A 12,621-nucleotide genomic window follows, 5' to 3' on the forward strand; every position below is an offset into this window, starting at 1 on the left:
ATTTAATTTCATTAATTTTTTTTGTAACCGCTATCTTTCAAATATAAATTTAATTGTTTTAGTTCATTATTTTTTTGTTAAAATACAACCATATAAACTACTTAAAGTAATAATATTAGTATATTCGCGAGGCATAATTTAGGGAATATGAAATTAAGTTTTAAAAAACTAAACAATCTTGTAGGATTATTAGTATTTATCATTGCTGCAATAACTTATTTATTAACCATAGAGCCTAATTTTAGTTTTTGGGACTGTGGCGAATACATTTCTTCTGCTGTAAAGCTTGAAGTTACTCACTCTCCAGGAGCCATATTTTTTCAATTATTAGGAGCTGTTTGGGCCATCTTAGCCATGGGAGACGGTACCAAGTATTCCTTGGTTATCAATGCCATGTCTGCAATTATGAGTGCTTTAACCATCCTATTCCTTTTTTGGACAATTACACATTTAACAAGAAAACTTTTATTTTCTAAAATAGAACTCGATGATTTAACTGCTTATCAAAAAGCTACTTTAATACTTAGTGGTGCAGTAGGTGCGCTAAGTTTTACTTTTACAGATACTTTTTGGTTTTCTGCTGTAGAAGGTGAAGTGTATGCGGCTGCATCTTGCTTTACGGCTTTATTACTTTGGTTAATGTGTAAATGGGAAAATGATGACAGTTCAAGATCCGATCGATGGATTGTTTTAATTTCTTTAATCATTGGTTTATCTGTTGGCGTACACTTAATGGTAATTTTAATCGTACCTACCCTAGGCTACATTTACTATATAAAAAAATACACATTTACTTGGAAAAGCTTTATAATAGCTAGTGCGGTCATTGGATTTGTATTCATATTGGTATTTAAAGTTATATTCCCTTACACCATGTCCTTTTTTGGTAAATCGGAAATTTTCTTTGTAAACAAACTACAAATGCCATTTAACACGGGTTCAATTTTTGCATTTATTGTTATTGTCTTAGTTTTCTATTTCGGTTTAAAATATACACATAAACATAAACTAAGTTTAGTACATACCATAATACTTTCAATTTTATTTATGTTAATAGGTTTTTCAAGCTGGTTAGCCTTACCCATTAGAGCTCAGGCTAATACACCCATTAACCTAAATGATCCTGACAATGCAATTGGAATGCTAGATTATTACAACCGTGCGCAGTATGGAGATTGGCCCGTATTTTACGGTGCAAATTATACCGCTTACTTAGATCCTAACGGAATCATTGGTACAGAAGATAACGGTCCTATTTATGAAAAAAATGAAGAAGAAGGAAGGTATATTGAAACTGGTAGACGTTTTAACTATAAATTTAACCCTGAACACATAAGCCTCTTACCTAGAATGTATAGCCCAGATGCTGGAGCTATGGAAAATTATGGGTTAATGGAAGGTTACCCAAAATTTTCTTTAAATCCCTCATATTATCAAAATCCAGAGGCACAAAAAATTTATGAGGATTTAAATTCTAAACTAGAAAATGGAAGCATTAGAATAAGAGATTACCAAGTTGCTAAACAAAATGATTTGTTGAAAGTACAGAAACCTACACTGGGTCAAAATTTAGATTTCATGATGACCTACCAAATGGGATATATGTTTATTCGTTACTTGTTATGGAATTTCGTAGGAAAGCAAAATGATATACAAGGAAATTACGAAAGCACTAAAGGAAACTGGATTAGCGGAATTAATTTTATTGATAAAATGCATTTGGGAGATCAGAGCAAACTTCCTGCTACCTATATAAACAAAGCAACGAATAAATATTATTTTCTTCCTCTAATACTTGGGCTTATTGGATTCTTCTTTCAACTAAACCGAGATCCGAGAAGAAATTTTGCTTTAATTGCTATATTCCTACTTTCAAGTGTTGGTATTATTTTATACACAAGCATTAAAGCTTTTGAACCCAGAGAAAGAGATTATGCTTTAGTAACTAGCTTTTTTACATTTGCCATATGGATAGGATTAGGCGTATCTGCCATCATGCATCAATTCAAAAAAAATAATCAGAAAAAAATCGGCTTAGTCTTAGGAATATTAACTCTTGGAGTTCCTCTTTTAATGGGTTTTCAAAACTGGGACGATCACGATAGAAGCAGAAGATATACTGCCTATGATTTTTCTAAGAGTTATCTAGAAGGATTGGATAAAAATAATCCTATACTTTTTGTGTATGGTGACAATGATACTTACCCACTATGGGCTTTGCAAGAAACGGAAGAATTTAGACCTGATGCCAAGGTTATTAATTATACTTTACTAGGAACTGCATGGTACATAGATCAAACACACAGAAAAACATATACCGCTCCTTCTCTCCCACATTCTTTATCTCATGAAGAATATAGAGACGGTGTTAATGATCAAATAATGTTGCTTAATAAAAATTTCTGGAGCCAACTTTTCCAGCAAATTCCTGCCAAGGATCTTCCTGAAGAATTTATAAAGTTTAAAAAGTTTGCAACTCAAGATAGCCTTTCCGCTAAAGAAGCAATAAATTTTTTAAAAAATAAAGATGATCAAAAAAGCCTAAAAAATTTACTTGCGACTGTCTATGATGATAGAGATCTTAATAAAGATGATATTGGACTACTTCCAGTAAATAAATTCTATATACCTGTAAATAAAGAAAATGCTTTAAAATATGGAATTGTAAAACCTGAAGATGCTGATTTAATAGTAAATGACATAGTTTTAACCATAGGAAGATCTTCCTTAGGTAAAGATGGACTAGCCATGCTAGATTTATTAGCCAATTATAACTGGGATCGATCTATTTACTTTAGTTCCGGAGGAACTTACTCTCCATCCAATCTAATGTATGCGAACAATTATTTAGAATATCAAGGCTTAGTATCAAAGCTATCACCTATATATACTCCTAATGATGAATTAGGGAACTTAGGTAGAGTGAATCCTAACACTCTGTATCAATTAGTAAAAAATTATAAGTTTGGAAATTTAAAAGATCCCAAAGCTTATTTTGATGAAACTTGTAGAAGTAATATCATTAATTACCGTATATCTTTAGGTAGAACTGCTAAAGAATTAGCTAATATTGGTGAAAATAAAAAATCTAATGAAATACTTGAACTAATAAATACTGAAATTCCTTTAAGTATGTATCCCGCAACTCCTTCATACAACTCTATAATTACTTCTTACCTACAAATTGGTAAAGAAGAAGAAGGATTAAAACTTGCTGATATTTATAAAAATCAATTACTTGACGAATTGAACTATTATTTATCACTATCCCCTAAATCACAGACCTTTGTTATTGATGACATGGATAATCTTTCTAATTCCTATACCTATTTAATTAGCGAAATTGCCAATACTTATTTAAAAATGAACCAAAAAGAAAAGGCAGTTAAATACATAGACAATTCAATGAAACCTTTAGATAAAAGATTACAAGAATTTAAAACATTAGGGAAAAATAGTAAAAATAATTACTCCGCTTCCTTTAATAATTTGAAGTTTTCTTATGGGCAAATGTTTCAATTATTACATTCAATAGATTCAGTTTATGGAAAACAAAAAGCAGAAGAAATATTGAATGTTTACGAGGAATTAAAATAATATTTTATAATATTGCAAAAAATTCAGGCTGCGTAGTTCAACTGGATAGAATATCAGATTTCGGCTCTGAGGGTTGGGGGTTCGAATCCCTCCGCGGTCACAATTGCTTAATAATTAAAAAAAAACAACACTTTAAAATCAGGCTATGTTTTTATAAGTCAGTCACTTATAAAAATATATCTAAAATGGAAAAACTAATTAAATTATCCTCTTTTAGAACAAACTTTAGAACAAATAAAATCTTTGTTCTAATGAATACCAGATTTGTTCCAAGAACACAGCCTAATAAACAGGGAGAGCATCGTATGTATCTTCATATTTCTTCACAAGGAAAGCAATAAGTAAAACTTATATTTATTTTTAGTAAAAAATTAACCTTCCCTCTCACTTTTTTATAGGATTATTGAGGAAAGAATGCAAGAAATTCAACCAATAAAAAAAGCTAGGAGTTTAAACTCCTAGCTTTTAGTAGAATTTGTATTATTTATATATTAACCAAATGGGGTAGCTGTATACATTTCATCTACAATTGCTGAAGGAGGTATTACTAAGTCAGGTTTAGATTGTAAATATCTGCAATTATAAAACATACGATACAAAGTAACCCCTCTCGATGTATCTAAATTAGGCACATAGGTTAATGTCATTGCACCATTAAACATACCCCTAAAATATAAACCCTTAGATGTGTCTAAAAGTGGTATAGTTTTTAAAGATATACAATTATTAAACATATAGGAAAAATTAATAGCTTTTGAAGAATCATATAAAGGAATTTCTGATAAAGATGAACAGTTTTCAAACATATTACCAAAATCAATTATATTTTTGGTATTAAATTTTGGTGCTTTTATTAATAATACAGCTCCAAAAAACATGCTTTTTGCTGTTGTTAATTGCTCGCCATCAGAAACATCAGGTAAATATTGCATACTTAATCCTTTAGCAGTAATTACAACGGCTGTTTTACTATCATTAACCCATCTAAAATAACCGGTATCAATCCAAGCTTCCTGTATGGTAGGTAAGTGATTTTCTGAACCATTTTCTAAACCATTTTCAGAACCATTTTCAGAACCATTCCCAGATTCATTTCCTGAACCGTTTTCTGAACCTTTTTTAGGATATAATTTAGCTATAAAGGCTTTATCACCTTCGGAAAGTTCATAATTGGCTAATAGTTTTAGTGTTTGGGAGCGTATATAGTAGGGCCATGCCATTATGGAGGATTCATCCAGTTCTTTGGTTTCTAAAAGTTGTAAGGAGTTTTCTGAGGTTAAGGGATCGAAGACATATTGTCTTATTTCCGCCCAGTCCATAGTATAGCCTTCAAAGAAGTCTTCCCAATAGGTTTGGAGTTTTTCGGGATTTCTCCAATATCCGTTCTCTGTCCATTGTTGATGTCGTTGTTCATAGTCTAATCCTAGGATTTGTCCAAATACTCGTAGTACGTCTCCTTTGAATTGTTGTTCATCTTGGTATTGTAAACCTCCGAATACGGCGGTGGGTTGATTGGGATCGGATATTTTTTTTGCGTCGTTTCCGGTATAAGACCAGGTTAACCAGTCATTTCCATTCCAATCAAAAGCGATTCGTACGTCTGCTTTTTGTCCGGATTCTACATAGTGGAATTGAATTCCTGCGTATTGCTCCCATTCGCTGGCTATGTCTTTTATTTTTTGTATTATGATGGGGTCTGTAGGAGTGTTGATAAATTTGATGTATATGCCTGCGTCTTGATTCCATCTTTTGGAGCCGTCGGAGACCCCTAAGCTTTGTACTCCGATTGGAGTTTGGGTTCCATACCAACGTATTTGATGGGAAGTGGGTTGAACTTCGCCTGTGGTAATGCCATCAGTTAGGTCATCGCTACAGCTACTAAATAATAATAGCAAGCAACTAAAGATAAATAAAATTTTTTTCATTTTTTATGTTTTATATTTTGTAAATATAAAACATAAAAAATATATTAATATAAAAAAGTGATATTTTATATTATTTATTTTTACTTTATGTTTGAACAATTAAATGTATAAATATTATTTATTGAATAAATCAAAAAAAAGAGTTCCTAGAAACTCTTTTTCATTTTAATAATTCAAATATCTACTTAAATGGATTTTCAGCCAAAGCTTTGGGGTCTAATCTAATTCGCTTAATTCCTGATTCTGCATACATAGCCGGAACATCTTCAGCTACACCTTCAATCAATAAAGTATCCTTAGCTGGGAAATGATATACTTTATTGCTGTAAGAAAATTGGTTATTATTAATGTAAAAGTCTACTACTAGAAAAGCATCCACCGGCTGATCTGTTGTATTTACCACCATGCATGTATAATAAACATCGTATTTTAATTCTCCATTGGTGTTGATAGGCTCATTTTTAGATGCAATTAAAGTTGCTTGGTACTGAGGAAATTGATTGGCTGACAGACCTTTAGGAATATCATCATCTGAAGAACAAGAGATAGTTATTCCAGTGATTAATAGAACAATCGATAATAAAAAAATGTTTTTCATGTTAAATTTTTTTTCAAATATATAAATTTTTTATACCTAATTAACATAAGTAATACTTTTTCAAATAGATATAAATTAAATTAAATGGTTTAATTCATCAACTATACATAATTTAAGATATCATGAAAAGACTTATTGACCAACAAAATAAAAAGAAAATTGAACCAAGATTGGCTCAATTTTCTTTCAATTTCATATTAAATTATGTTATTATTATTTAGATAGTATACACACTTTAGTTCCATTTTTATCCTCGTTCAGGTCTATCTGAATAAAATCTCCTTCGTGGATTGAAGTATTAATAATTTCTTCCGCAATGACGTCCTCAATATATTTTTGGATTGCTCTTTTCAAAGGTCTAGCTCCAAAATTTTTATCCCAACCTTTTTCTATGATAAATTCTTTTGCCTCTTGGCTTAATTCAATTTTATATCCTAATTTTTCAATTCTTTCATAGACTTTTCCAAGTTCAATATCAATAATTTTAGATATATCTTCCTTATCTAAATTATTAAATATAACAACATCATCAATTCTATTTAAAAATTCAGGGGCAAAAGTTCTTTTTAGTGCATTTTCTAAAGTTGATTTAGCCCTAACTTCTGAATTTGATTTTTTTGCTGAAGTACCAAATCCTACCCCATCACCGAACTCTTTTAGTTCACGAGTGCCTATATTTGAGGTTAGAATAACGATCGTATTTCTAAAATCTATTTTTCGTCCTAAACTATCAGTAACATGACCATCATCCAAAATTTGCAAAAGAATATTAAAAACATCTGGGTGTGCCTTTTCAATTTCATCAAGTAAAATAACGGCATATGGTTTTCTCCTAACGGCTTCAGTAAGCTGTCCACCTTCTTCATATCCTATATATCCCGGAGGAGCACCTACTAACCTGGAAACCGCAAATTTTTCCATATACTCACTCATATCAATTCTAATTAAAGCATCTGTAGAATCAAATAATTCCTTAGCCATTACTTTAGCCAATTGAGTTTTACCAACACCTGTTGAACCTAAAAAAATAAATGTACCTATGGGACGGTTAGGATCTTTTAAACCAGCTCTATTTCTCTGTATAGCCTTAACTACTTTATCTACTGCCTCGTCCTGCCCTATAATCTTACCTTTCATTAAATCTTTCATCTGAGCCAGTTTTTTTAGCTCTCCTTCTGCTACGCGTTGTACAGGAATTCCGCTCATCATTGAAACCACTTCCGCAACATTATCTTCGGTTACAATTTCTCTTTTTTCTTTAGATGCATTTTCCCAATTTCTTTGTGCCTGAGCCAATTTAGCCTCTGTTTCTTTTTCTAAATCTCTTAACCTAGCAGCCTCTTCATACCTTTGCTGTTTAATAGCTGTGGTTTTATTTTCTCTGGCATCTTCAAGCTCTTTTTCATAATTTAAAATTTCCTGAGGAACTTTTATATTTTTAATATGTACTCTAGAACCCGCTTCATCAAGCGCATCAATAGCTTTATCTGGAAGATATCTATCTGTAATATATCGCACAGTTAAAGCAACACAGGCTTTTATAGCTTCATCGGTATAAACTACGTTATGGTGTTCTTCGTATTTATTCTTAATTTGTTTAAGAATTTCCTCTGTTTCTTCTGGTGAAGTTTGTTCAACAATTACTTTTTGAAAACGTCTTTCTAAAGCACCGTCTTTCTCAATATATTGTCTATATTCATCTAAAGTAGTAGCACCTATACATTGAATTTCTCCTCTAGCCAAAGCGGGCTTAAACATATTTGAAGCATCCAATGAACCGGTTGCTCCTCCTGCTCCAACAATGGTATGTATCTCGTCAATGAAAAGAATAATATCTGAATTTTTTTCCAATTCATTCATTATAGCTTTCATTCTCTCTTCAAATTGTCCTCTATATTTAGTACCTGCTACTAAACTAGCTACATCTAGCGTAACAACTCTTTTTTTATAAAGTACTCTTGAAACTTTTTTCTGAACAATTCTCAAAGCCAATCCTTCTGCTATTGCTGATTTACCTACTCCAGGTTCACCGATTAACAATGGATTATTTTTCTTTCTTCTACTTAGAATTTGAGAAACTCTTTCAATCTCTTTCTCTCTTCCAATTACAGGATCTAACCTTCCTTCTTCGGCAGCAAGTGTTAAATCTCTACCAAAATTATCTAAAACTGGTGTCCTACTTTTTGATGTATTAGGGGCCGATTTAGGTGCTTCATAACTTCTATCCTCTCCTTCCTTTTCATCTTCAGAAAATTCATTTACTACTTGAGCAGGAAAATCGTCTTGAAATTGAAGTTTATATTCATCTCTAATTGTTTTAACATCAACATCATATTTAGAAAAAATATGTGTTACCGGATCTGATTCCATACGCAAAATGCATATCAATAAATGAATGGTTTCAATTTCTTGACTTTTAAAAAGTTTTGCTTCTAAAAAACTAGTCTTCAAAACTCTTTCTGCTGCTTTAGTAAAGGGTATTTGATTTCTATCTACTTTAGAATTTGGATTTACTACATTTAATCCTTCAATTTGATGTCTTAATTCTCTTAAATCTATATTTAAACTTCTAAGAACTGTTAAAGCTTTACTATTGCCTTCCCTTAACATTCCTAAAATAAGATGTTCTGTTCCTAAATGATCACTACCCAAACGCAATACTTCTTCATTGCTGAAGCTTATTACATCTTTAACTTGTTGTGAAAAATTTTCGTTCATGTACAATTTTTATAAATTTTAATGGATATAATAAAATCTAAAATCCATATAAAACTTTAATTTCATTTATCATGCCAGCCTAATTTAGCCATATTTAGAGAGCTTATTTATGACTAAACATCCTTTAAATGACATAATGTCGTACGTGCTAATTATTTACTTTATTTTTACGTTTATATGAAAGCATAGTATTTTTTAATAGCATGGCACGTGTCATTGGTCCTACTCCTCCTGGTACAGGAGTGATCCAAGAAGCTTTTTGTGATACACTTTCAAAATCTACGTCTCCGGCAAGATAAAAACCTCGATCTTTAGAAGAATCTTCTATACGAGTAATTCCTACATCAATAATTACAGCGCCATCTTTAATCATCTCAGCTTTTAAAAAGTGTGGAGAGCCTAAAGCTGTAATTACTATATCAGCTTTTTTAGTATATTCCTCTAAATTTTCAGATTTGGAGTGTAACAAAGTTACTGTAGCATCTCCAGGATTTCCTTTTCTACTCATTAAGATACTCATAGGTCTTCCTACGATATGGCTTCTGCCAATTACTACAACATCTTTACCTACAGTTGAAATTTTGTATCTTTCTAACATTACCATAATTCCAAAAGGGGTAGCAGGGAGAAAAGTTTCCATATCTAAAGCCATTTTTCCGAAATTTTCAGGATGAAAACCATCCACATCTTTATCCGGATTTATAGCCATGATTATTTTTTCTTCATTTATATGTTTTGGAAGGGGTAATTGAACAATAAATCCATCTAAAGAATCATCCTTATTCAATTTATCGATTTCATTAAGAAGCTCCTTTTCTGATGTTTGATCTGATAATTTAACTAAAGTTGATTTAAATCCAACAGCTTCACAATCTTTAATTTTATTATCCACATATGTCATGCTAGCACCATTATTGCCTACTAATACTGCTGCTAGATGTGGAGGTCTTAGTCCATTATCTTTATATCCTTCAACCTCTTGTTTTATTTCAACTTTTATTTGCTTTGATAATTTAAGTCCGTCTAAAATATTAGCCATTGATTTAATTTGTTTAGTACACAAATATAACAATTCTAATTGTCTGTAATTTTAGTTTAGCTAAGATTTAAATAAAAAAAACTGTCAATAAATTGACAGTTCTTTAAATAACTTATAAAATTAAATGATCAATTTAATTTCTGCTTTAGTCCCTTATCTATAGCATCTAAAAAATCTTCTGTATTTAGATAATCCTCTTTAGTCATATTCTTCCCTTTAACTAATAAAGCTAAATCTTTGGTCATTTTACCACTCTCCACGGTTTCTATACAAACTTTTTCTAAAGCTTCTGCAAAAGAAACTAACTCTGGGGTATTATCTAATTTACCTCTATGCATTAATCCTCTAGTCCAAGCAAATATGGATGCAATTGGATTTGTTGAGGTTTCTTTACCTTCTTGATGTAATCTAAAATGACGAGTAACTGTACCATGAGCAGCCTCTGATTCCACAGTTTTTCCATCCGGTGTAACTAGAACAGAGGTCATCAACCCTAGAGAACCAAACCCCTGAGCTACGGTATCTGATTGTACATCCCCATCATAATTTTTACAAGCCCATACAAATCCACCGTTCCATTTCATGGCAGAAGCCACCATATCGTCGATTAAACGATGTTCATACGTAATACCTATTTTTTCAAACTCTGTTTTATAAGTATTTTCATAAATTTCTTGAAAAATATCCTTGAATCTGCCATCATAAGCTTTTAAGATTGTATTCTTCGTAGATAAATATAAAGGCCATTTTTTGGTTAATGCCATTTGAAACGAAGAATGTGCAAATCCTTTTATAGATTCATCCGTGTTATACATGGATAATGCAACACCATCCCCTTTAAAATCATATACTTCCCAAGATTCAGATTCTGAACCATCATTGGGAGTAAAAGTCATCGTTAATTTTCCAGCACCTTTGGTAATAATATCAGTTGCCTTATATTGATCTCCAAAAGCATGTCTTCCTATAACAATGGGTTGTGTCCAACCTTGTACATAACGTGGAACATTTTTCATTATAATAGGCTCTCTAAATACTGTACCTCCTACAATATTTCTAATAGTACCATTGGGAGATTTCCACATTTTTTTTAGATTAAACTCTTTCACACGAGCTTCATCCGGTGTAATGGTTGCACACTTGATAGCTACATTGTACTTTTTTGTTGCTTCTGCCGAATCAACTGTAACTTGATCGTTGGTTTTGTCTCTATTCTCAATACTCAGATCAAAATATTTTATATCAATATCTAAATATGGTAATATTAATTTGTCTTTGATAAATTTCCAAATAATTCTTGTCATTTCATCCCCATCCATTTCTACAACAGGGTTGATTACTTTTATTTTTCTCATGATTTTAATGATTTCTTTTTGATTTTATTCAAATATAATAAAATTTGCAATAAAAACATACTATTTACATTACTCAAATAATTTTTTTTTACAATTTTAAATAGAGTTTGTTAATAAATGCAATCTTTAAAGTTTTTATATATTTGTTCATCGTTAAAACTATTTAACCTATGGCTAAAATTTTAATTGTTGAAGATGAAGAATCAATTCGAAGAGTTTTAAAAAACATTCTTATTGATGAAAATAAAAAATTTGAAATTGATGAAGCGGATGATGGAGTTAAAGCCAAAGAATTTATAGATAAAAATGATTACGATCTTGTAATTTGTGATATAAAAATGCCTAAAATGGACGGGGAGGAATTGCTTAATCTAGTGATGGCTGACAAACCAAACCTTCCTTTTATTATGATATCTGGGCATGGTACTATTGATATTGCTGTTGATTGTATAAAAAAAGGTGCTTTCGATTACATTTCTAAACCTCCTGATTTAGGAAGATTATTAAGCGCGGTAAGAAATGCCCTAGACAAGAAGCTTTTAATTCATGAGAACCAAAAACTTTCCAATCAAAATAAAATCTTAAAGAAAAAAATCAGTAAGAAATATGAGATGATTGGAGATTCTAAGAGTTTAGAAGAGATAAAAAATATCATTGATAAAGTTGCTCCTACCGATGTTAGAGTATTTATTTCTGGTCCTAATGGCACTGGAAAAGAATTGGTCGCACATTCTATACATGAGAAAAGTGAAAGATCCAATAAACCTATGATTGAGGTGAATTGTGCTGCAATTCCTTCCGAGCTTATCGAGAGTGAATTATTTGGTCATATGAAAGGTTCATTTACGGGTGCAATAAAAGACAAACCTGGAAAGTTTGAGCTAGCAGACCAAGGAACTTTATTTCTTGATGAAATTGGAGATATGAGTTTATCTGCTCAAGCCAAAGTATTACGTGCTTTGCAGGAAGGTAAAGTTAGTCGTGTAGGTAGCGATAAAGAAACTTCGGTTGATGTTCGAGTGTTGGCAGCAACAAATAAAAATTTAAAAGAAGAGATTAAAGAGGGTAGATTTAGAGAAGATTTATATCATAGAATTTCTGTTATTGAATTAAAAGTGCCTGCTCTTAAAGAAAGAAAAGAGGACATTCCTCTACTTATTTCTCATTTCTCTAAACTAATTGCGGAAGAACATGGCTCAAAAATTAAGGAATTTACTCAAGAAGCAATTCAATTATTACAAAGTTTTGAATGGACTGGTAACATAAGAGAATTAAGAAATGTGGTTGAAAGATTAATAATCTTAGGTAATGATCCTATTACCATAGAAAATATAAATAGCTTTTGTTAAACATTAAACACTTAAAAACTATATTTAAAGCATTACATAT

The 12,621-nt window shown here is 31.2% G+C and carries 8 protein-coding genes and 1 tRNA gene; 4 read left to right on the top strand and 5 right to left on the bottom strand.

All coding sequences use genetic code 11. The annotated features are described in order from the left end of the window. The first annotated feature begins 147 nt into the window (after window positions 1-147). From ETU08_RS07850 to ETU08_RS11895, 3 genes are all read left to right on the top strand, one after another. The gene (locus ETU08_RS07850) at window positions 148-3,597 is read left to right on the top strand and encodes a glycosyltransferase family 117 protein (RefSeq protein WP_146262480.1); all 3,450 of its coding nucleotides are present in this window, start codon (window positions 148-150) and stop codon (window positions 3,595-3,597) included. A gap of 26 nt (window positions 3,598-3,623) precedes the next feature. Beyond that, window positions 3,624-3,697 (top strand) — tRNA-Arg (locus ETU08_RS07855). Between the two features lie 85 nt (window positions 3,698-3,782). Then, window positions 3,783-3,938: a hypothetical protein gene (locus ETU08_RS11895; protein ID WP_185145297.1), complete on the top strand. Its 156-nt coding sequence runs from the start codon at window positions 3,783-3,785 to the stop codon at window positions 3,936-3,938. A gap of 150 nt (window positions 3,939-4,088) precedes the next feature. On the opposite strand, the gene ETU08_RS07860 is transcribed toward ETU08_RS11895, so the two are convergent. The 5 genes from ETU08_RS07860 to ETU08_RS07880 all read right to left on the bottom strand — a co-directional run bounded on the left by ETU08_RS07860 (window position 4,089) and on the right by ETU08_RS07880 (window position 11,232). Beyond that, a complete protein-coding gene (locus ETU08_RS07860; RefSeq protein WP_146262481.1) occupies window positions 4,089-5,522 on the bottom strand; it encodes a BspA family leucine-rich repeat surface protein in 1,434 nt (477 codons plus the stop codon). 181 nt (window positions 5,523-5,703) lie between these two features. Next, window positions 5,704-6,120, bottom strand: a complete 417-nt coding sequence (locus ETU08_RS07865) for a hypothetical protein (protein ID WP_146262482.1) — start codon at window positions 6,118-6,120, stop codon at window positions 5,704-5,706. Between the two features lie 213 nt (window positions 6,121-6,333). Continuing rightward, window positions 6,334-8,838: an ATP-dependent Clp protease ATP-binding subunit gene (locus tag ETU08_RS07870; protein WP_146262483.1), complete on the bottom strand. Its 2,505-nt coding sequence runs from the start codon at window positions 8,836-8,838 to the stop codon at window positions 6,334-6,336. A 148-nt stretch (window positions 8,839-8,986) separates the two neighbouring features. Beyond that, window positions 8,987-9,877 (bottom strand): bifunctional methylenetetrahydrofolate dehydrogenase/methenyltetrahydrofolate cyclohydrolase FolD, encoded by an 891-nt coding sequence (gene folD, locus ETU08_RS07875; protein WP_146262484.1) that lies wholly within the window; start codon window positions 9,875-9,877, stop codon window positions 8,987-8,989. Window positions 9,878-10,005: 128 nt separating this feature from the next. Then, window positions 10,006-11,232, bottom strand: coding sequence for an isocitrate dehydrogenase (NADP(+)) (locus tag ETU08_RS07880; protein ID WP_146262485.1), 1,227 nt, complete (start codon window positions 11,230-11,232; stop codon window positions 10,006-10,008). A 170-nt stretch (window positions 11,233-11,402) separates the two neighbouring features. Here ETU08_RS07880 and ETU08_RS07885 point away from each other — a divergent pair, with 170 nt between their 5' ends. Continuing rightward, complete coding sequence (locus tag ETU08_RS07885; RefSeq protein WP_146262486.1) at window positions 11,403-12,581, top strand: sigma-54-dependent transcriptional regulator; 1,179 nt, start codon at window positions 11,403-11,405, stop codon at window positions 12,579-12,581. The last annotated feature ends 40 nt before the right edge of the window (window positions 12,582-12,621 follow it).

It is taken from the genome of Apibacter muscae, assembly GCF_007845635.1.
GTDB lineage: Bacteria > Bacteroidota > Bacteroidia > Flavobacteriales > Weeksellaceae > Apibacter > Apibacter muscae.

What these genes read in the sequence shown, in the direction of transcription:
- ETU08_RS07850 (WP_146262480.1), top strand. Translation starts at nt 148, where the DNA reads ATGAAATTAAGTTTTAAAAAACTAAACAATCTTGTAGGATTATTAGTA.
- ETU08_RS11895 (WP_185145297.1), top strand. Translation starts at nt 3,783, where the DNA reads ATGGAAAAACTAATTAAATTATCCTCTTTTAGAACAAACTTTAGAACA.
- ETU08_RS07860 (WP_146262481.1), bottom strand. Translation starts at nt 5,522, where the DNA reads ATGAAAAAAATTTTATTTATCTTTAGTTGCTTGCTATTATTATTTAGT.
- ETU08_RS07865 (WP_146262482.1), bottom strand. Translation starts at nt 6,120, where the DNA reads ATGAAAAACATTTTTTTATTATCGATTGTTCTATTAATCACTGGAATA.
- ETU08_RS07870 (WP_146262483.1), bottom strand. Translation starts at nt 8,838, where the DNA reads ATGAACGAAAATTTTTCACAACAAGTTAAAGATGTAATAAGCTTCAGC.
- folD (WP_146262484.1), bottom strand. Translation starts at nt 9,877, where the DNA reads ATGGCTAATATTTTAGACGGACTTAAATTATCAAAGCAAATAAAAGTT.
- ETU08_RS07880 (WP_146262485.1), bottom strand. Translation starts at nt 11,232, where the DNA reads ATGAGAAAAATAAAAGTAATCAACCCTGTTGTAGAAATGGATGGGGAT.
- ETU08_RS07885 (WP_146262486.1), top strand. Translation starts at nt 11,403, where the DNA reads ATGGCTAAAATTTTAATTGTTGAAGATGAAGAATCAATTCGAAGAGTT.